Genomic DNA, 16,669 nt, shown 5'->3' with positions numbered 1-16,669 from the left:
GGGCGTTGGGTTTGTTTTATGACCCGATATCTGAAATCATCCATAGCAGATAAATTATTCTAATTACGGTTGTATTGGGTGAGCCTATGTCTGCTAAAACGCTGTATGAGAAAATAATCGCATCGCACACCATTCGGGAATTGGATAACGAAGGTCATATTTTACTGTATATTGACCGCTCCATTCTGAACGAATATACCAGTCCGCAAGCGTTTAGCGGGCTGCGTGAAAACCAACGGGGGGTACGCCACCCCGAAAATATATTGCTCAATATCGATCACGTTAATCCTACCCGCCCACAGCGTGATATCCATATGACCGATGACGGCGGTCAGCTTCAGGTTGATTATTTTAGAAAGAATGCCGCTGACTTTGGTATCGAGCTGTTCGACGTGCTGGATCAACGCCAGGGAATTGAACATGTGGTCGCGCATGAGCAAGGCCTGGTAATGCCGGGCATGGTTATCGCTGCCGGGGATAGTCATACCACCACCTATGGTGCGTTTGGCGCCTTAGGGTTCGGTATCGGCACTTCGGAAATCGAACACTTACTGGCGACGCAGACCCTGGTTTACCGCACGCTTAAAACCCTGCGTGTTACGGTGACGGGCGTTTTACCGTATGCATGTACCGCGAAAGATATCATCCTTGCGTTACTTGAGCAGATTAGCGCCTCTGGCGCCACCGGTTATGCGATTGAGTTTGATGGCGAAACCATTGCCGCGTTGAGCATGGAAGGGCGTATGACGTTGTGTAACATGGCGGTAGAGGCTGGCGCGCGCGGGGCAATTATTGCACCGGATGAAAAAACCTTCGCCTATATTGCCGGAAAACCACAGATGCCGGATGGCGAGTTGTGGCAGCAGGCGCTTAACGAATGGCAAGGGTTACGCAGCGATCCGGCCGCGCGCTTCGATAAAACGGTGGTGATTGATTGCCGTGACCTGGAGCCGAAAGTCACTTGGGGCATCAGCCCTGATCAGACCGGTACGATTACGGATTGTATTCCCGATCCGGAGCATGAGTCCGACCTGGTTAAACAGCAATCGATGAAAAAAGCGTTGCAGTATATGGGCCTAAAGCCCGGAACGCCGCTGCGTGACATCCACATTACCCACGCTTTTATCGGCTCCTGTACCAATGGGCGGATTGAGGATTTGAGATCGGCTGCGGCGGTGATTCAGGGGCGTAAGATAGCCCGCCATGTTCGCGGCATTATCGTGCCGGGCTCTACCCAGGTACGGTTGCAGGCAGAAAAAGAGGGGCTGGCAGAGATATTTATTCAGGCCGGTTTCGAGTGGCGTCAGTCAGGCTGCTCCATGTGCCTGGCGATGAATGAAGATGTCCTCGCCCCTGGCGATCGCTGTGCATCCGGCACCAATCGTAATTTTCCGGGACGTCAGGGCGCCGGGGCCAGAACGCATCTGATGAGCCCGGCGATGGTGGCCGCCGCCGCGATTGCCGGGCATTTAGAAGATGTGCGTATCCTGCTTAATTCCGGAGGTCAACATGGAAGCCTTTAATCAACTCAGCGGCATTATTGCGCCGATGCTGGAAGCGAATATTGATACTGATGTCATCATGCCGAAACAGTTTTTGAAAGGTATTGATCGCCAGGGGCTGGATCGCGGCGTGTTTTTCGACCGTCGCTTTAACGCTAATCAACAACCGAACCCTGATTTTATCCTGAATCAACCCGGCTGGCAGGGGGCGACTTTCTTATTGGTTGGCCCCAATTTTGGCTGTGGTTCGAGCCGTGAGCATGCGGTTTGGGGCTTAAGGCAATTGGGTATCCGGGCGCTATTTGGCACCACCTTTGCCGGTATTTTCGACGATAACTGCCTACGTAATGGCGTACTAACCGTTTCTCTGGAGGAGAGGGTTTTCTCGCGTCTCAGCCAGTTGGCCGCCACACCGGATAGCAATCGGATTACGGTTTCGCTAGAGAACGGTGAAATTATTGCTGGCGATGAGCGCCTGACCTTTTCTGTTGAAGCGTTAAAACGCGAGATTTTATCGGGCGGCGAAGATGCGATTAGCTGGACATTGCACTATTTGTCGGACATTGAACAGTTTGAGGCGCAGCACTACGCGACGCGCCCGTGGTTAAAACGTCCGGCGCGTTGCTGAGGATGACGACGATAACGCGGAATATTACAGGTAAACCTTATGCAAGCCATTGAAGAAATTGGCGCTTCTCCCTTTATTTCAGGTTTTACTTTGCAGGATGTTCATCTGGATAACGGTATTACGCTGCGTGTGGCGAGCGGCGGTGAGGGGCCGCCGCTGGTGTTATTGCATGGTCATCCTCAGAACCATGTTACCTGGCGCAAAGTTGCGCCGATACTGGCAAAAGCGTATCGCGTTATTCTGCCTGACCTGCGCGGATACGGCGACAGCGATAAGCCCGTTAGCGACGCGCAACATCGGCCCTATTCAAAACGGTTGATGGCGCAGGATATTGTCCTGTTGATGGCACGATTAGGGCATGCGCGTTTTGCGCTGATTGGGCACGATCGCGGCGGGCGCGTCGGTCATCGGCTGGCACTGGATTATCCGCAGCAGGTCACCTGTTGTACCTTTATTGACATCGCGCCTACCGCCACCATGTATGCGCGCACCGATCAAGCGTTTGCGACCCGCTATTTCTGGTGGTTCTTTTTGATCCAACCTTCGCCGCTCCCTGAGACGATGATTGGGCATGATCCGGCGTTTTTTCTGCGTAAGCATATTGATGGGCAGCTAAAAACACCGGGCGCGACCTCGGAAGCGGTATTTAATGAGTATCTCCGCTGTTACCAACGGCCTGAGATGATCCATGCGGTATGCGAAGATTATCGTGCCGCGGCCACTATCGACCTGCAGGATGACGCACAAGATGCCGATAAACGCATCCAGTGTCCGCTGCAACTGTTATGGGGCGGGCAAGGAACGGTAGGGAATTTGTATGATGTGGTGGAAACCTGGCGCGATAAAGCCATCAGCGTATCAGGCGAGGCGCTACCTTGCGGCCATTCCCCACAAGAGGAGATACCGGATCTCTTCCTGCAGAAGGTGCAGCCTTTTTTGAAAAAGGTATTATAGCCAGAGACATTCACTACTGCGCCACTCACACGGTATGAAAACACGTTTTGTCGGGAAGCACTATCGCCAGCCTCTTGCGGGGTGGCCTTCAGTCGAAGATTTGTATGTGTTTATCATCGTTGCGCGTCACGGTGGTTTTGCGCGGGCGGCCGCTGAGCTGGGGTTATCTCCCTCTTATGTCAGCAAACGGATTGCGATTCTGGAAAAATGTCTGGATACGCGGCTGTTTTTCCGTAATAACCGCATGATCCGTTTGACCCCGGAAGGTGAGAGCGCGCTGGATGGCGCGCTACAAGTGGTGGGCGGCATGGATGATTTCGTCAGTCATCTGGAGGGCGTGCGCGGCGCATTAACCGGTAATATTACTCTCAGTTGTTCCTTCGGTTTTGGACATGAGTATGTTGCGGATGCGTTATCGGCATTTATCAACTTACATCCGGACGTTAACGTGAAACTGCTGCTTAGCGATAAAGAGGTCGATTTAGTCGAAGAGGGCGTGGATATTGAAATCCATATCGGAAACGACGTTAAAGATCTCTATATAGCGCGGCAGTTGATGAAAAATCAGCGCATACTATGTGCCGCGCCGGAATATTTAAAGCGCAAGGGTGTGCCGCAATCGCTTGATGATCTTGCCGATCATGACTGTCTGATTATTCAGGAAAGAAGCGCCGTTTTTGGCCACTGGCTGCTGACCAATGGCGAGGAGCAGGTGCATTGCCAGTTAAATAGTCGCCACGCTTCAAATAGCGGCAGCGTAGTATTAGCCTGGGCGTTGCGCGGGCATGGAATTGCGTTGCGTTCGCGCTGGGATGTGGCTAATCATTTGCAGAGTGGCGATTTGGTTCAGGTCTTACCGGCGTGGTATCAAGAAGCGAATATTTGGGCGGTTTATCCTCGTCGTCCGTCAAGTTCCAGCCGGGTGAAAGCCTGTATCGATTTTCTTACCGATTATTTCTCTCAGCATTGGCCTGCGACGTGATGTAGCCATACCCAAGCAATGCTCCGGATTGCCGCTTTACACAAAAGCTGAAAGCGGGTCGGCTTTCTCGAAAGCGATCTCCCGGTCAGCCTCAGGGGGATAAATCAGTTGGTTGGTGATAGATACTTTAATGTTCTTGGCTTCTTTTTGGATCGATTTCACGTGTTGATTCCATGTTTCAGTATATACGGCACCCCATGCACCCAAGTCCACACAAGTGACGTAATTTTCTTGTCTATAGGGCAGCGGGGGCAGCCCGATAATTGCCGCGGCGGCATTATTGCCAGCGAATTTTCCCATAGGAATAGCGTGCTGGCAGGTCATTAGCGCATATTTACCATTTTGATCGCACGCCGCGTAAGCAACGTCGCCGGTGGCATAAATATCTTCATAACCTGCTACTCGTAAAGCGCTATCAACATGAAGTCTGCCGCGATTATCTTTTGGGGTATTGAGTTGCGCAGTTAAGGGGCTGGCTTTAACTCCGGCAGTCAGAACAACGGTTCTTGATTTAATAAAGGTGCCATCCGTTAATAACACCCCCTCTTTGGTTATCTCTTCAATGCTTTTGTTAAGCAGCCATTCTACTCCAAGTTTTTCTGAAGCCTCGGAGATGACCCCGGCCATTTCAGCGCTGAAATTAGCGCCAACGCGTGTGCCCCGGTCAATAACCATCACTTTTATATCCGCGTCCTCACCTAAAATTTCACGGGCACGCGTAGGCAATTCGGTTGCTAACTCAATACCCGTTAAGCCGCCGCCACAAATAATAAAGGTGTTTCGTTGCTGGCTCTCTTCCTCTGAGGAGAGTGCGTGTAAATGCTTTTCAAACACATCGGCACTTTCTGCCTGATCGATATCAAACGAGTAAGTATCCGCGCCTTTAATCGTCGTTTTGTTTATCTGACTCCCACTTGCGAGGACTAACTTGCTAAAGCCTACCGCCTTTATATCTTCATTCTCATCGCGGTAGTAAATATTGTGTGAGGCATCATCGATTTTAACCACCTTCCCTTTAATGAAGTGAACATTGGTTTTTTCAAATAAAGGTAATAGGGGGGCGATTAAGGTCCGCGCTTTTTTTTCATAAAGGCGCGGTCTAACGCTTAATTCAGGCTGAGGGGCAATAACCGTGACCCTAATATCATTACGCTTATGAAGTGCCGCAAGGCGAGAGGCACTTAAAGCCGCCCACATACCGGCAAAACCGGCACCCACTACAACAATATTATCGCTCATATCTTCCTCGTGAGTTCTTAACTAATCGTCATACTAGGATAAACATAATCCTAGAAAGATCCATAAAAATCCACATATCAAGCACTGATAATTAAAATTAAAAAATAACCCTTTGTTTTATAAATAAATAATATCACTGCCTCTGCTGTTATTGAATTTATCTTGGATAAATATTATCCTGGTTATGTTTCGTAGTGATGGGTTACATCAATGAATGCGCAACGTTCGCGAGTTGATGCTATCCTCTTGCTGGCGTGTAAGGGCGGGTCTTAGTCAGGTTTAATGAACAAGCAGGGTCATGATGAGTTTCTTTAGTTCTGGGGTTGAGTACGGAATACATAGCTTGATGTGTATGGTTGATTCTCAAGGGAATTCAATCGATATGAGTGTCCGTGAACTGGCCAGTCTTCATAATATTCCTTACGTTTTTTTGGGCAAAATTTTTACCCGATTAGCCAAAGCCGGGTTAGTTGAAAGCAATGAAGGTCGCGGCGGTGGGTTTCGTTTAGCACGGCCGCCGGAGCAAATAACCGTCCTGGACGTAGTAAAAGCAATTGATGAAGAAAAAAAAGTTTTCGAATGTAAAGAAATTCGCCAGCGTATGGCGGTATTCGACGGCTCGCCGCCGGAGTGGGCGTGCGCTCAGCCGTGTGGTGTCAGGCAGGTGATGGAAATCGCACAAGCAAGAATGTATGAAGCGCTTGCTCAACATACTATTTTAGATTTGACACGCCGAATGCTCCGCCTGGCGCCTGACACTTACCCTATTGAGGTAAGCGACTGGCTGGACGAACGGCGAACCGGGAAGGGCACCAGTAAAAACGATTGATGTGATGGAAGCGTTATTACGCCGAAGCGGTTACCGGCGGTGAGTATCTTTAGCGGCGCGCATCATTTCCATGCTACTAAAGAGTTCTTACCGGTCAAATTCTTATACGCTGGTGCGATGATCATGATGCTATTTATGCTCGCATTTTCGCCGCTCGACTATGCCAGGTATGCTCATCTCCCTGCGAAGTTACTGGTCGCGGGTGATTTCAGTCACGGCCAGGAAAACGCCGACGAAAAAGGCGACATCGCGAAAAAGCAGGCACAGCAGCACATTACAGAAAGCGATGAACCGGTCGATCCACAACCCCGAAAACCGACATGTGCTCCCCTCTATATGGCCAACAAGCCCGGGTATACCCATTTACCGATTTGTTCAGGCAATCAGTATTAATCTGGTGCGGCACACGTCCTTTACCCGCTTGGGGACTGTCAACCAACCACTACGAACATATGATTTAAAGAATAAACTTTATAACTGTTCATATTTATTCCAACATTTATACCAAAAAAATAATTAAAGATTTTTCAACAGCATGTAGAAAACCTTAGTGAGTGATGAACTCAAGAAAGAATTTTGGGAGTGGAGTCTTAATCAAAGGAAAACTCCCTGTTTCCAAAATTTTTGATAAAAAATAATATGTGGGATAGTTAATTACAAAAATAGCAAGGGTTAGAAGTGTATGTTCTTGTTATGTATTAGCTATCCAGGCATGAATTAATAGTGATTGAAAGAAATGATGAGGTGGCGAAAATCCGGCATTGAAAATTAGCTCTTCAGTTTTTTCAGGGGGCAATAGAAGCAATCTTTTTCGTAGCAAAGTTTTGAGATCATCAAGCATTGGTATGTTTGGGTTGGAGACAGCCTGGAGGGCTGCCCAACCAGACAGTTGTTCGTCGAAATTACCAGCAGTGGTATCTCCCGCGATTTCAGCAACAATCAACCTGCCAGAAGTCCTTAATCTCTTTTTTATTTGACGGTAGATGTCACCCCGGTCACTCGTCTGGATAAAATGAGTCACTAGCAGGCACAATACTGCATCATAAGCTACATTGTCCGGTATATTATCAAGATATCCTTCTATTAAAGTGCAACGGTCTCTTATCTCAGCTTGTTCCAGTTTACTGGCGCATACCTCCAGCATATCGGGAGAGGGATCAACACCAGTGAAGTGCCAGCCATGGTTTTTGACTGCGTGGTAAATAATTTCGTTACCCGTTCCCACACCGACACAAAGTATACGTGCATCAGTGGGGAGATCACGCAGCAGCAGTGCGACCAGGAAATGCAGGTTGTCATTAATCGCGCTGAAACGTGAATTACTGGCATCATACTGGCGGGAAAATTCACTGTTAAAAATGTCATTGGTATTCATATGTACCTGTCATTTACTTATGTGGATTCAGTATTTGTTGTGCTTCATGCTTCATCACATGAGTACGAATAGCGGCCTGAAAAACTTTAAACAGTAAGCCATTAATAAAGGTGGTGATGGTTAGTACGATAAAAGCTGTCATTACCCAGTCGAACAGGCTGATGCCACTGTGTAAAAGAGCCGGGTGGTAGATCAGCATACCGGTCGCAACCATCCAGTGGCTCATACAGTAAAAACAACTGAACAGATGCCCTAATAGGCCATTTTTTCTGGCCGCCAATGCTCGTAGTGACGCGAAAAGTTCGGTTTGCGTAATCGTCATAGACAAGCTGGCAGATGACAGAGCAATCATTAGGCATACTGAAAAATCTGAAGATAATATAGAAGTCATTGTTGGTTCCTTGCAGGTCTGTGAGGGCAATTTTTCCTGTTTGCATAGCGATGCGATCCTTCATGTGACTTATGAAATCACATGATATTCGTTGTTGTCAATCTTATGTATCATTGTAAGATACATAAGTGTAGATTGAAGAGAAGAGGCGATATGCGTCAGGACAACAAGCTTTCCCGTACATTGCACGTTTTACTGCATATGGCGCGGCACGATAAAGTCTATACCTCAGAACAAATTGCCATGATGCTTGGGACGAACAGTGCTGTTGTAAGGCGGACTCTGGCCGGGTTACGCGAGGCGGGGTTTGTCACATCGGTAAAAGGCCATCACGGTGGCTGGCGTATTGCTGTTGCTATGCGGGATATCAGCCTGCTCGATATCTACAACGCTGTAGGGGTTAAGCAGCTTTTCGCCATCGGTGGAGGAGATGAATGCCCGGAATGCGCCGTTGAAGCGGTGGTAAATCAGGCTCTGGGTAATGTGCTGGAAGAGGCTGAACAGGCACTCCTGTCACGTTTTTCTGAAATTAGCCTGGAAGACCTAAGTGAAGGGTTCGAAAGGCATTTCCCTGGAGGAACTGGAACCAGAGAAGACTGCTTGTAGCGTTAATTACTCCTTCAACTCTGTGAAGCAGTAATTGAAAGGAGTGAGGGTGTAGTGGTCAAGTAATACTGGCCACGGTTTTACAGTAAAAACGGTATCTGTTCTCTGACTCTTCCGGCGTCAGCTCTCCGTTGTAATGATGATACTTTTCGTATCGGGTTTTGAGTCATCAGTCCGTGCGGTTATTGAGTCTTACCATCTATCCAGTTAGCCCACCACTGCATCATTGCTATCCTCGTTTCCATATATGCAGCATGGTTGTAAACACCTCGCGTCCCCTGTCCGTTTACATGGGCCAGCTGGGCCTCTATGGCATCACTGTTCCAGTGCTTCTCGTTAAGAACCGTACTGAACTGGTGTCGGAATCCATGCCCTGATGTTTGCCCTTCATATCCAATGCACCGGATTACACCAAGGATGGTGTTTTCGCTAATCGACTTCTTCTTGTCGTTCCGCCCAACAAAACAAATATCATATTGGCCGTTTATCTTTTTTAAGAAGTTCAGTAGCTCGACAACCTGGTCAGACATTGGGACAACATGAATACGGCGGCCCTTCATTACCGAAGCGTCTATGGTTATTAACCTGTTCTCAAAGTCGACGTTTTTCCATACCATTGACCGGAGTTCCTTGGTGCGTAATGCTGTATAGTGAAGAACCTGAGTCGCTATCTTGGCTGACCCGCTCCCCGTTGATTAATACACCGCGATGTTAGTAATGTCTTCATCAACAACGTGAGGACATCCCTATGAAGAAGCGTTTTTCCGACGAACAGATCATCAGTATTCTCCGCGAGGCCGAAGCCGGGGTTTCTGCCCGGGAACTATGGCGAACGGATGTTTTATCGATGTCTTGCTGTAGATGGGATTTTGCGAACTAAAACGGAGAATAGCGAACTGCTAACTGGCGTCCCCTGCATACATCGAATATATATAGCAGGGGATTGATATAAAAGAGGTAAATCAAGTGTGGTTTTTATTTTACCCGCTAATTTACCCATTAGGGCAATTTAGGAGTTTGTTTTTGAATGCGCAGTGGTCACTATATAGCCATCGAGCGCGGCCATGAATGATTTTACTTTTTGGTAGATCGCCAGACTTGATCCGGTCATAGATGAAGGTCTTGCCAAATCCAGTATCTGCCATGATGAACTTCAGATCAACAAGCGAGTCTGGTTGCAAATGATGTTGCATGAGTTGCACTCCGATTATGGGAATCGAACCTGATTACAATTGTTTGAATAACGCCGTTACGATGATTACGAATGCTATTGCCATGAGGATTTCGGTAAGGGTGATCACTATCTCTCCTTAAGCACGCCATTAATCACGCCCATCGCCCAAAGCAAATCGACCAGACGAAATGAAGGGCTAATTTTCTGATAGTGGGCTTTGATGATTGGTCGGGATATGTCGTCGCGGTTGACGTGGGGATTGGTTTTTATTGCTGATTTTATTTCGTCGTTACATCGTCGCGCTACTGCCCTGATTGCGTTTTGACGTTCTGCATTCACATCATCCTCCGCTGCCTCAGTTCGTGTTTTCTACAGCACTCTGGCGAGCAGTAATTGCTGCCAGGCATCAGTTCGTCATCGCCGCAAAACTGACACTCTGTAGCTCGAGGCTCCGGCTTTTTAATGTTAGCCAGCGCGACTCTGATATTGTGCTCCTCTAGCTGAGCGGCTTCGTCTGCGATATCACACATTCTCACGCTCCTTAAATGCGCTCTCACACTGCATAGCAACGCGTTCAATATGTTGCTGCATGGCTTGTAATGACTGAACATCGGACAATCGAATATCCAAATGAATCAGTCCGCTGATAGCCTGGCTGAGTTTCGGGAAATAGCCGACGAGTGAAAGGTATTCGCCGCCAGCGTTCTTGCCTTCCTTGATGGTTTTCTTCTCCTGAATAACGTACTGATACTGGTCAGCGGTCAGAACATATTTGTCGCCGATATTGATTTGCATAAGGGTTTCCTATAGGCAATAAAAAACCCCGCCGTGGCGAGGTTATTGGTCAACCTTTGAATGACTAAAGGCAATTTTTAACGATGTCTTGTCTGTTTCCTGATACCGTATAACCCATTCCAAATGTCTTATAAAATTTAACTTCTGAGCCGCCTTCCCTGGCTGTTATGTCGGCAAACATACTGTCTTTCATTGTAAAAACAGTAATCATATTGCGAACTCTTTCGGTGTGCGTTGTGTTATCCCTTTCAAGCATAACGCGCTGGTTAGTCCATTGCTCATAGATGCATTCGGCTAAGGACTCGGGCGCCTTTGTACTTGTCCCGGTAAAAAGAGGGCTATCACTCCGCGCTTCATTCGGGGTGGCCATGCAGCCGCTAAGGAAAATGATTAGGCCAAAAGTAGGCCATTTATATTGATTCACTTCCCTTCCTCCGTTTTCGCATAAACCTGATAGATTGGTTTTGAACACCCCAAAGACTTCATGCTCTATTCAATTGGTTTGAATCCAGATTCATTTGCTGCTTTCTTTACTAAATCTAAAATTTCATGTTCATTTATTGTTTTTGCAGTCGCACAGGCATAACTTTTTCCCTCGATACGAACCGAGATCATATTATAGTTATGATAACACTCCTTAACATGAGAAGTTGCCGAGTTGGAATCTCGTCTCAGAGCCGATACGCTCGAAACAGAGGTTGGCTTAGTAACTCTCAAATTTTTATATTCGAGGAAATGGTCTTCACGAATCTCCCCATCGAATGGCCCGCCAATCAAAAGAATTTGTGTCATTTTGAATCTTCCTTCTTCGCATAGATAGGGTCTGCACCTTTAGGGTATTTAGCCGACACGCTGCGATAGAACTGGAGCCGTTCGACGAAATACTCCTGAAGGTGAGTCGGTTGTTGATTTTGAACTTCGAAAGCGATTACAGGCATGTTCAGCCGTTCTTTATAAGCAACTCCGGACGCCGCAAGGTCAACGTTAACTTTATCGCGTTCTTCTTTGCTGCGTGCTGCTATGTTGTTTGACATGGCGAATCCTCCTTAGGGGAGTATATCGCCATGATTAGCTAGTTGGGTATCACCACAATCACGGTGTTAACCATCGTGCCGGATTTTTTGAACGCACCTTCTGGCAGCTCTTCGATGTGACCACTGCGTTCTTCAACCAACTGACGGAAATCAGAAGTAAGCTTGTTGCTGCGGAACGTTACCGAGGAAGACATAACTGAAACCAGCAGGCCGCCCGGTTTCAAGAATTTCATTGCGTGAGTAACGTGCTTAATATCAGCCTGCCGACCAAATGGAGGGTTCATTACCACCCTGTCATAGATTGGTGCTGGCACCACGGTGAGAAAATCGACTGGCTCACCAATACCTGAAAGACGAAGATTTAGAGCGTGCAGCGCATCATTGTTGGCTGGCATCAGCTCATACATATCAATTATCACATCTGCTGCCGCATCATGAGCGGCTTTAGCAATCGCACCTTGGCCAGCGCTGGGCTCAAGTACTCTCATGCCATCACGAATATCTGCAAAATAAATTACGTGTCTGACCACATCTGGCGGGGTAGGGAAGAACTCAAAATCATCTTTCGGCACCACAACATCGCCAGTCAGGATGATCTGCTCAATGCGCTCGGATGCATCAATATCAAAAATGTGAGCCTTTTCTTTCCTGCTCCATTTCCCTCCCGCGGCTTCCAGAACTTTGTTGGTGCGTGTGTATAAATTACGGTCAAGTTGACCAGTTAACACCAGATTTTTTCCATGACATTCCGCAGCGCTCAACACGTTGAGCACTTCATTATCAACTCGCATTTATTTTTCTCCAGATATTAAAAAACCGCTTTCGCGGCTATCGGTAAACGGGTGAACACTCCAGCGTCACGTTGCTGTGCTCTAATATCAGCGCTTTGACGCTTTCGCATTCTTCGAGGGAGTAGATTTCATCACTAATAGGGTTTCCATCAGCGCTATGCTCGGCTCATATTGAAATTCGATGCCTCCGCGCGGCATGACATTTGAATTTTTGTGCTCATTCATCTTCCGGTATTGCGCCAGACGCTTCGTTGCGATTTCAACCAACTCCGCTTTTTCTGATTCAGTCATTCTTCAATCTCCCCGCCAGCGGCCCGGATTGCTTTGATTGTGAACTCCCTGTTCAAATAATTTCCCTCAGAATCTGCCGCCATAAACGCTTCACCGCTGCGGTGATTAGCGGGCAATAATGCTTCCGGCAATTTCACCGGCTTCACTGCCGGCTCACTCCCGCTGTTGAGGCGCAGCACTTCGTCAATGCATGCATTCCAGATCATATCCGCCTCGCTGGTGGTAATACCGTCTGCATCATAATGCTTATCCGGCACAGCAACCGGGGCGTTGCGCTGTTCTGATTTAGTCATGACTATCACCTTTATTTTCTTGTGGGTCTGTAATCACCAAAATAAGTTATTTCTGCTGACCTTCTGGCGCAAGAAGCTGAAAATAAATCTTCATAGTAACCAAGGCTTTTCCTTTTTCCTTGATGAGTTATTTCTGCTCTCCATTTTTTATCTCTGCTTGACCAGAAAACCCCAGTGATTCCTGATTTATTTTTACTTTCCTTCCCCTTATTGTAATTATTTTCATCACCAAGACAGTTCCTTAAGTTCTCCCATCTGTCGTCAGACCTTATTCCGTTTATATGGTCAACTATGACTGGCTGATTTCCTGTCATCCATAAGTAAGCTAGCCTTGATGATTTATATGTTTTGTTTTCAATTCTGATATATCTATACCCTTGGGAATCTAGCCATCCAGATCTGTCTCCAATGTTGACCCTAGGGCTTGGTGAAACTTTCCAAATAAAAACTCCTGTTTCTGGTTCGTAATTGATGAACTTTTCTAAAATATCTTTGCTAGGTATTATTTTCACTGCTCTGTCTCTTAAAATAAGCCAGTTCTTTCTCCGCTGCCAGCATCCTTGTTTTCATCTTGCAGTACCATCCAGACACCTCATTGTAACGGGATTTGGTTTTCTCAATCTCGGACGCCTGGTCGGCGATAGCTGCCAAAATCGACTCATTGTCACCCGCACATCCGAGGGCTTCCGCATATTCCCGTTGCACCTGGTCGGCGCTATTACGAATAAACTCCAGTTCAGCAATCCTCGCCGCCTGGTTTTGGTTTTGCCGACATGAACACTCCAGCGAGGCTTTGAGTCCTGCAACAGCCTCCGCCTGGGCGTCGATGTATTCCGCTGTTTGCGCTAACTGCTCAGCGCTGAGACATGAAGCACCCTCAGATGTTAAAGACGCCATTTGCGCCCAATGGCGCAGCTTTTCAGATGTAATTGTCATGCTGGCTCCTTATCCTGCTGTACTATGAACACTGTTAGGGAAATTAAGACAAAAGCCGTTAAAGTCCGCCGCTATATTTTGGGCTGCGCTACTCCACTCGCCGCCGTTTTTATCCAGTTCTGCGGCGATTTCGTTTTCTCGGTTAGCATCGTGCAAGCCCAAAAAATCATCACCTACAGTGAAGAACGCGATTCTTTTTGACGGGCATTTATTGAGTAATTCTTGCAAGGCTTCCAGCCATGCTAGCTCGGCTTTAGTTAGAGCATTTCTTTTCAAGATTTTTTCCTCGTCCTGTTGAATAGCCACGGCTGCTCACTCAACGGTTTGGTTTTGTCGTATGGGCGGTTCATGCGTCACCTTCCTTCAGAAACAGTATCCAGTGCGTTTTGTCGGCTTTGCCTGTGCGCTGCCAGATTGTCGGCGACTTGTCAGTCAGGGCTATAATCTGGCTGGCGGGTATCTGCGTTTCATTCCATTTGAAGATAAGCGTGCCGTGTGGCCGCAGTACGCGAAATGCTTCAACAAAACCCTGGCGGATGTCTTCTTTCCACGTTTCCCGGTTGAGCCGCCCGTACTTTTTACCCATCCATGCTTTTTCGCCCACGTTAACCAAATGAGGCGGATCGAATACCACTTGAGAAAATGAGTTGTCAGAGAATGGCAGCGCGCGAAAATCAGCGATAACGTCCGGCGCAATATGCAGTGCCCGTCCATCGCACAGAGTGTGTGATTCTTTCCGAATATCAGCGAACACCGCACGCGGATCAGTCTTGTTTAGCCAGAACATGCGCGAGCCGCAGCACATGTCAAGGATTGGCTGGTTCATGAATCACTCCCACGGCGGCGGGCGCCACGATATTCCGGTTGTGGTTTGTATGCTGGTGGCTCGATGACGTGCGCGAGTATCGTTTGCCAGTTCTTACGGTTGCTGAGTACCCAATTACCGCCATCGGTATCGAAAAATCCTTTATCGACCGGCACAGCCAGGCTTTCGATCACATCGCAGGGCACAGCAATATCGTCGCCAGTGTTGTAGTATCCTAATTTCGCTTTAACCAGTGATTCGGGATAGCGACCGGCACTTTCAACGCGCCCACGATAGCCGCTATTGTTAGCGCCCCAAAGGATGACATAACGGTCACTGCACTGGTTATGCTTTACGCTGATAACGAAGTATTCACGCTCACGCATGGTCGCCTCCAAACTTCTCACCGCAAAACGGGCAATAAGCCATCGAGACACCAGTTGAAAGGCGCGTAAGATTTTTAGCCATTGAACCGTCTTTTTTTCGTGCACGATATGCGAGCTTGTAAATGAGCATCACGTGAAGTTTCCCGTCTTCAAGAGAAAGCCATTCATCTTGCCAGCCCGTATCACCTAATCCAGTTGATACTTCAGCATTAATCGGTACGCGTTTTTCCAGATGCCCGCGCACTTTCTCGGCTGTATTTTTCATGCAGTCACACATGGTCGCCTCCCTGCTTAACGCGCAACCAGATGCATACCGCGCCTTCCTCAGTGTCATGAATGGAGCCGACAAACCAGCCATCACCTTTTATTCCTGATGGCTGCCATGATGAAATGTCGTAACCATCGCCGTGCTGGTCGATTTCATCCTCATCGCGATATTCCTCCCGGAATTCGAGTCCGTTCGCGTTCAGCCAGGCATCGAACTCGCCCAGCATGCCATATTCATTGCCGTTTGCAGGCTCGAAATAGTCGGGGTGAGTCCAGTAGCCGTACTTGTCGCGCTGGGGTTCCATAGCAGCAATCATCATTCAGTCTCCCCGTTGCGTAAGCGGGCGGCGATAGCTGTCCTGACTTCATCAGCGTAATCACGTTTAAACTCTTCGGCTGACGCATTTGGAAGGAACTCAAGCGCAGACAGAACAGCGCCGGAAATGTCATATGCATGCGCCGGAGTGTCATTGATAAAGCCAGCTTCCCACGCTGCAAGAATGCGGTTAGCTGCAAAGTGTATGCCTTGAGCTCTGGCCTCATTGCGCACCGATTCCAGGTAATCGTCAGTGGCTAAAAAGTCCAACTCCTCAGCGCACGGGATAACTTCGGCGTAAACGCGCTCCATTGCTTCATCCCATCCATGGCGCATTGCATCGTATCGGTCAGTAATATTCCGGTCTTCAAGACCGCATCCCATACCCTCTGCGTGGTATTGGGGTTCGTTATCGAGGTTGGTTACTGAGTCGATTATCTGGCGCATGGCCACATTCTCCGCCGCTAAAGCATCGGCGCGCATGGTCAGGGAGTTAAGCAGCGATGCAAACGCCTCAGCAGATTCGCGGCTGTCACAGTCACCAACAGCCTGACTTGTTCCATTATCCTCCCGCTCATAAACAGTCCAGAATTGCGCCTCACTGTCACTGACGCGCGTAGTCTCTCCGTCTGCGTCAATGCAGCCGGATACAAAGTATTTAGTCATGGGTTACTCCGTTATATAGAGGCCAGCAGCAATCAGCCGCGCACGACGCTGCGCCGCAAGAATGTTTTTCTGTCGCTGTTCTTCGCTGGCGTTTTTGAATGATTTGAGGCTTACTACGATTGATTTTGTGGGGCGGGGTGCAACGCGCTTAGCTTTCCTTCCGAGTGTATATATTCTGTCCTTAAATCCCGATTCATCCCTGAACCATTCGCCTGCCGTTATTGTTACAACGGCGTTCTCGGTGATGTAGTAGCGCATCATGCGGTTAATTTCAGTAGCATCCATCCTCAAAATGGTGGCTAACTCACTTCCTGACATGGGGCGCTTGCTGAGTTGCCATGCAACCTTTTCCTTAAGCCCGCTATATTTCCCCGCAACATTTCGCCGATAGAAGGGATTTTTTTTCATC

The 16,669-nt window shown here is 48.1% G+C and carries 28 protein-coding genes and 1 pseudogene; 7 read left to right on the top strand and 22 right to left on the bottom strand.

The window, feature by feature from the left end; all coding sequences use genetic code 11:
* Nucleotides 1–86: 86 nt before the first annotated feature.
* Genes leuC through PMPD1_RS15945 form a run of 4 tightly spaced genes read left to right on the top strand, consistent with a single transcriptional unit; the run spans nt 87 to nt 4,066 of the window.
* Nucleotides 87–1,523 carry a 3-isopropylmalate dehydratase large subunit gene (leuC, locus tag PMPD1_RS15960; RefSeq protein WP_173634976.1) on the top strand — a complete coding sequence of 479 codons (1,437 nt, stop codon included), beginning with the start codon at nt 87–89 and terminating at the stop codon, nt 1,521–1,523.
* Nucleotides 1,510–2,130 carry a 3-isopropylmalate dehydratase small subunit gene (gene leuD / locus PMPD1_RS15955; RefSeq protein ID WP_173634975.1) on the top strand — a complete coding sequence of 207 codons (621 nt, stop codon included), beginning with the start codon at nt 1,510–1,512 and terminating at the stop codon, nt 2,128–2,130. Before leuC ends, leuD begins: the two co-directional genes overlap by 14 nt.
* A gap of 39 nt (nt 2,131–2,169) precedes the next feature.
* Entirely contained in the window at nt 2,170–3,084 is a 915-nt protein-coding gene (locus PMPD1_RS15950) for an alpha/beta fold hydrolase (RefSeq protein WP_173634974.1), read from the top strand.
* Between the two features lie 34 nt (nt 3,085–3,118).
* Entirely contained in the window at nt 3,119–4,066 is a 948-nt protein-coding gene (locus PMPD1_RS15945; RefSeq protein ID WP_173634973.1) for a LysR family transcriptional regulator, read from the top strand.
* A 36-nt stretch (nt 4,067–4,102) separates the two neighbouring features.
* On the opposite strand, the gene PMPD1_RS15940 is transcribed toward PMPD1_RS15945, so the two are convergent.
* The gene (locus PMPD1_RS15940; protein ID WP_173634972.1) at nt 4,103–5,305 is read right to left on the bottom strand and encodes an NAD(P)/FAD-dependent oxidoreductase; all 1,203 of its coding nucleotides are present in this window, start codon (nt 5,303–5,305) and stop codon (nt 4,103–4,105) included.
* Nucleotides 5,306–5,606: 301 nt separating this feature from the next.
* Between PMPD1_RS15940 and PMPD1_RS15935 the strand changes: the two genes are divergently transcribed.
* Together PMPD1_RS15935 and PMPD1_RS22785 are read left to right on the top strand one after the other, a co-directional pair.
* Nucleotides 5,607–6,134, top strand: coding sequence for an RrF2 family transcriptional regulator (locus PMPD1_RS15935; protein ID WP_173636255.1), 528 nt, complete (start codon nt 5,607–5,609; stop codon nt 6,132–6,134).
* Nucleotides 6,135–6,173: 39 nt separating this feature from the next.
* Nucleotides 6,174–6,527 carry a hypothetical protein gene (locus PMPD1_RS22785; protein ID WP_354292659.1) on the top strand — a complete coding sequence of 118 codons (354 nt, stop codon included), beginning with the start codon at nt 6,174–6,176 and terminating at the stop codon, nt 6,525–6,527.
* A 298-nt stretch (nt 6,528–6,825) separates the two neighbouring features.
* On the opposite strand, the gene PMPD1_RS15925 is transcribed toward PMPD1_RS22785, so the two are convergent.
* Together PMPD1_RS15925 and PMPD1_RS15920 are read right to left on the bottom strand one after the other, a co-directional pair.
* Nucleotides 6,826–7,509 carry a class I SAM-dependent methyltransferase gene (locus PMPD1_RS15925; RefSeq protein ID WP_173634971.1) on the bottom strand — a complete coding sequence of 228 codons (684 nt, stop codon included), beginning with the start codon at nt 7,507–7,509 and terminating at the stop codon, nt 6,826–6,828.
* A 13-nt stretch (nt 7,510–7,522) separates the two neighbouring features.
* Nucleotides 7,523–7,900 carry a DUF1360 domain-containing protein gene (locus PMPD1_RS15920; protein WP_173634970.1) on the bottom strand — a complete coding sequence of 126 codons (378 nt, stop codon included), beginning with the start codon at nt 7,898–7,900 and terminating at the stop codon, nt 7,523–7,525.
* Nucleotides 7,901–8,053: 153 nt separating this feature from the next.
* Here PMPD1_RS15920 and PMPD1_RS15915 point away from each other — a divergent pair, with 153 nt between their 5' ends.
* Entirely contained in the window at nt 8,054–8,506 is a 453-nt protein-coding gene (locus PMPD1_RS15915; protein ID WP_173634969.1) for an RrF2 family transcriptional regulator, read from the top strand.
* A 182-nt stretch (nt 8,507–8,688) separates the two neighbouring features.
* On the opposite strand, the pseudogene PMPD1_RS15910 reads toward PMPD1_RS15915, so the two are convergent.
* The 19 genes and pseudogenes from PMPD1_RS15910 to PMPD1_RS15820 all read right to left on the bottom strand — a co-directional run.
* Nucleotides 8,689–9,198 (bottom strand): annotated as a pseudogene (locus PMPD1_RS15910) (tyrosine-type recombinase/integrase); the annotation flags it as partial.
* Nucleotides 9,199–9,498: 300 nt separating this feature from the next.
* Nucleotides 9,499–9,699, bottom strand: coding sequence for a helix-turn-helix transcriptional regulator (locus PMPD1_RS15905; RefSeq protein WP_173634968.1), 201 nt, complete (start codon nt 9,697–9,699; stop codon nt 9,499–9,501).
* Between the two features lie 107 nt (nt 9,700–9,806).
* The gene (locus PMPD1_RS15900; protein ID WP_173634967.1) at nt 9,807–10,019 is read right to left on the bottom strand and encodes a hypothetical protein; all 213 of its coding nucleotides are present in this window, start codon (nt 10,017–10,019) and stop codon (nt 9,807–9,809) included.
* Nucleotides 10,020–10,202: 183 nt separating this feature from the next.
* Nucleotides 10,203–10,475: a DUF5405 family protein gene (locus tag PMPD1_RS15895; protein ID WP_173634966.1), complete on the bottom strand. Its 273-nt coding sequence runs from the start codon at nt 10,473–10,475 to the stop codon at nt 10,203–10,205.
* 64 nt (nt 10,476–10,539) lie between these two features.
* Entirely contained in the window at nt 10,540–10,899 is a 360-nt protein-coding gene (locus PMPD1_RS15890; protein WP_173634965.1) for a hypothetical protein, read from the bottom strand.
* A gap of 65 nt (nt 10,900–10,964) precedes the next feature.
* Nucleotides 10,965–11,267, bottom strand: a complete 303-nt coding sequence (locus PMPD1_RS15885) for a hypothetical protein (RefSeq protein WP_173634405.1) — start codon at nt 11,265–11,267, stop codon at nt 10,965–10,967.
* On the bottom strand, nt 11,264–11,509 hold the full coding sequence (locus tag PMPD1_RS15880) for a DNA polymerase III subunit theta (protein WP_173634964.1): 246 nt from the start codon (nt 11,507–11,509) through the stop codon (nt 11,264–11,266). Before PMPD1_RS15880 ends, PMPD1_RS15885 begins: the two co-directional genes overlap by 4 nt.
* 38 nt (nt 11,510–11,547) lie before the next feature.
* Nucleotides 11,548–12,300, bottom strand: a complete 753-nt coding sequence (locus PMPD1_RS15875) for a methyltransferase (protein ID WP_173634963.1) — start codon at nt 12,298–12,300, stop codon at nt 11,548–11,550.
* Nucleotides 12,301–12,387: 87 nt separating this feature from the next.
* Complete coding sequence (locus tag PMPD1_RS15870) at nt 12,388–12,591, bottom strand: hypothetical protein (protein WP_173634962.1); 204 nt, start codon at nt 12,589–12,591, stop codon at nt 12,388–12,390.
* Entirely contained in the window at nt 12,588–12,884 is a 297-nt protein-coding gene (locus PMPD1_RS15865; protein ID WP_173634961.1) for a hypothetical protein, read from the bottom strand. The genes PMPD1_RS15870 and PMPD1_RS15865 overlap by 4 nt, the downstream gene beginning before the upstream one ends.
* Before the next feature lie 11 nt (nt 12,885–12,895).
* Nucleotides 12,896–13,396 carry an HNH endonuclease gene (locus PMPD1_RS15860; RefSeq protein WP_173634960.1) on the bottom strand — a complete coding sequence of 167 codons (501 nt, stop codon included), beginning with the start codon at nt 13,394–13,396 and terminating at the stop codon, nt 12,896–12,898.
* A complete protein-coding gene (locus PMPD1_RS15855; RefSeq protein WP_173634959.1) occupies nt 13,380–13,820 on the bottom strand; it encodes a hypothetical protein in 441 nt (146 codons plus the stop codon). Before PMPD1_RS15855 ends, PMPD1_RS15860 begins: the two co-directional genes overlap by 17 nt.
* A gap of 9 nt (nt 13,821–13,829) precedes the next feature.
* The gene (locus PMPD1_RS15850) at nt 13,830–14,126 is read right to left on the bottom strand and encodes a hypothetical protein (RefSeq protein WP_354292658.1); all 297 of its coding nucleotides are present in this window, start codon (nt 14,124–14,126) and stop codon (nt 13,830–13,832) included.
* A gap of 40 nt (nt 14,127–14,166) precedes the next feature.
* Nucleotides 14,167–14,646 (bottom strand): class I SAM-dependent methyltransferase, encoded by a 480-nt coding sequence (locus PMPD1_RS15845; protein ID WP_173634958.1) that lies wholly within the window; start codon nt 14,644–14,646, stop codon nt 14,167–14,169.
* The gene (locus PMPD1_RS15840; RefSeq protein WP_173634957.1) at nt 14,643–15,011 is read right to left on the bottom strand and encodes a hypothetical protein; all 369 of its coding nucleotides are present in this window, start codon (nt 15,009–15,011) and stop codon (nt 14,643–14,645) included. Before PMPD1_RS15840 ends, PMPD1_RS15845 begins: the two co-directional genes overlap by 4 nt.
* Nucleotides 15,004–15,276 (bottom strand): hypothetical protein, encoded by a 273-nt coding sequence (locus tag PMPD1_RS15835; protein WP_354292656.1) that lies wholly within the window; start codon nt 15,274–15,276, stop codon nt 15,004–15,006. The genes PMPD1_RS15840 and PMPD1_RS15835 overlap by 8 nt, the downstream gene beginning before the upstream one ends.
* Nucleotides 15,277–15,280: 4 nt before the next feature.
* Complete coding sequence (locus tag PMPD1_RS15830) at nt 15,281–15,598, bottom strand: hypothetical protein (protein WP_173634955.1); 318 nt, start codon at nt 15,596–15,598, stop codon at nt 15,281–15,283.
* Nucleotides 15,595–16,260: a hypothetical protein gene (locus PMPD1_RS22780; RefSeq protein ID WP_354292654.1), complete on the bottom strand. Its 666-nt coding sequence runs from the start codon at nt 16,258–16,260 to the stop codon at nt 15,595–15,597. The genes PMPD1_RS15830 and PMPD1_RS22780 overlap by 4 nt, the downstream gene beginning before the upstream one ends.
* Before the next feature lie 3 nt (nt 16,261–16,263).
* Nucleotides 16,264–16,668: a regulator gene (locus tag PMPD1_RS15820; protein ID WP_173634954.1), complete on the bottom strand. Its 405-nt coding sequence runs from the start codon at nt 16,666–16,668 to the stop codon at nt 16,264–16,266.
* Nucleotide 16,669: the final 1 nt, after the last annotated feature.

Origin of the sequence: Paramixta manurensis (assembly GCF_013285385.1) — a bacterium.
GTDB lineage: Bacteria > Pseudomonadota > Gammaproteobacteria > Enterobacterales > Enterobacteriaceae > Paramixta > Paramixta manurensis.
This window is presented reverse-complemented; position numbering and strand designations above follow the sequence as displayed.

What these genes read in the sequence shown, in the direction of transcription:
- PMPD1_RS15835 (WP_354292656.1), bottom strand. Translation starts at nt 15,276, where the DNA reads ATGAAAAATACAGCCGAGAAAGTGCGCGGGCATCTGGAAAAACGCGTA.
- PMPD1_RS15935 (WP_173636255.1), top strand. Translation starts at nt 5,607, where the DNA reads ATGAGTTTCTTTAGTTCTGGGGTTGAGTACGGAATACATAGCTTGATG.
- PMPD1_RS15925 (WP_173634971.1), bottom strand. Translation starts at nt 7,509, where the DNA reads ATGAATACCAATGACATTTTTAACAGTGAATTTTCCCGCCAGTATGAT.
- PMPD1_RS15905 (WP_173634968.1), bottom strand. Translation starts at nt 9,699, where the DNA reads ATGCAACATCATTTGCAACCAGACTCGCTTGTTGATCTGAAGTTCATC.
- PMPD1_RS15885 (WP_173634405.1), bottom strand. Translation starts at nt 11,267, where the DNA reads ATGACACAAATTCTTTTGATTGGCGGGCCATTCGATGGGGAGATTCGT.
- PMPD1_RS15870 (WP_173634962.1), bottom strand. Translation starts at nt 12,591, where the DNA reads ATGACTGAATCAGAAAAAGCGGAGTTGGTTGAAATCGCAACGAAGCGT.
- PMPD1_RS15855 (WP_173634959.1), bottom strand. Translation starts at nt 13,820, where the DNA reads ATGACAATTACATCTGAAAAGCTGCGCCATTGGGCGCAAATGGCGTCT.
- PMPD1_RS15830 (WP_173634955.1), bottom strand. Translation starts at nt 15,598, where the DNA reads ATGATGATTGCTGCTATGGAACCCCAGCGCGACAAGTACGGCTACTGG.
- PMPD1_RS22780 (WP_354292654.1), bottom strand. Translation starts at nt 16,260, where the DNA reads ATGACTAAATACTTTGTATCCGGCTGCATTGACGCAGACGGAGAGACT.
- PMPD1_RS15945 (WP_173634973.1), top strand. Translation starts at nt 3,119, where the DNA reads ATGAAAACACGTTTTGTCGGGAAGCACTATCGCCAGCCTCTTGCGGGG.
- PMPD1_RS15865 (WP_173634961.1), bottom strand. Translation starts at nt 12,884, where the DNA reads ATGACTAAATCAGAACAGCGCAACGCCCCGGTTGCTGTGCCGGATAAG.
- PMPD1_RS15940 (WP_173634972.1), bottom strand. Translation starts at nt 5,305, where the DNA reads ATGAGCGATAATATTGTTGTAGTGGGTGCCGGTTTTGCCGGTATGTGG.
- PMPD1_RS15840 (WP_173634957.1), bottom strand. Translation starts at nt 15,011, where the DNA reads ATGCGTGAGCGTGAATACTTCGTTATCAGCGTAAAGCATAACCAGTGC.
- PMPD1_RS15820 (WP_173634954.1), bottom strand. Translation starts at nt 16,668, where the DNA reads ATGAAAAAAAATCCCTTCTATCGGCGAAATGTTGCGGGGAAATATAGC.
- leuC (WP_173634976.1), top strand. Translation starts at nt 87, where the DNA reads ATGTCTGCTAAAACGCTGTATGAGAAAATAATCGCATCGCACACCATT.
- PMPD1_RS15895 (WP_173634966.1), bottom strand. Translation starts at nt 10,475, where the DNA reads ATGCAAATCAATATCGGCGACAAATATGTTCTGACCGCTGACCAGTAT.
- PMPD1_RS15920 (WP_173634970.1), bottom strand. Translation starts at nt 7,900, where the DNA reads ATGACTTCTATATTATCTTCAGATTTTTCAGTATGCCTAATGATTGCT.
- PMPD1_RS15915 (WP_173634969.1), top strand. Translation starts at nt 8,054, where the DNA reads ATGCGTCAGGACAACAAGCTTTCCCGTACATTGCACGTTTTACTGCAT.
- PMPD1_RS15845 (WP_173634958.1), bottom strand. Translation starts at nt 14,646, where the DNA reads ATGAACCAGCCAATCCTTGACATGTGCTGCGGCTCGCGCATGTTCTGG.
- PMPD1_RS15875 (WP_173634963.1), bottom strand. Translation starts at nt 12,300, where the DNA reads ATGCGAGTTGATAATGAAGTGCTCAACGTGTTGAGCGCTGCGGAATGT.
- leuD (WP_173634975.1), top strand. Translation starts at nt 1,510, where the DNA reads ATGGAAGCCTTTAATCAACTCAGCGGCATTATTGCGCCGATGCTGGAA.
- PMPD1_RS15950 (WP_173634974.1), top strand. Translation starts at nt 2,170, where the DNA reads ATGCAAGCCATTGAAGAAATTGGCGCTTCTCCCTTTATTTCAGGTTTT.
- PMPD1_RS15880 (WP_173634964.1), bottom strand. Translation starts at nt 11,509, where the DNA reads ATGTCAAACAACATAGCAGCACGCAGCAAAGAAGAACGCGATAAAGTT.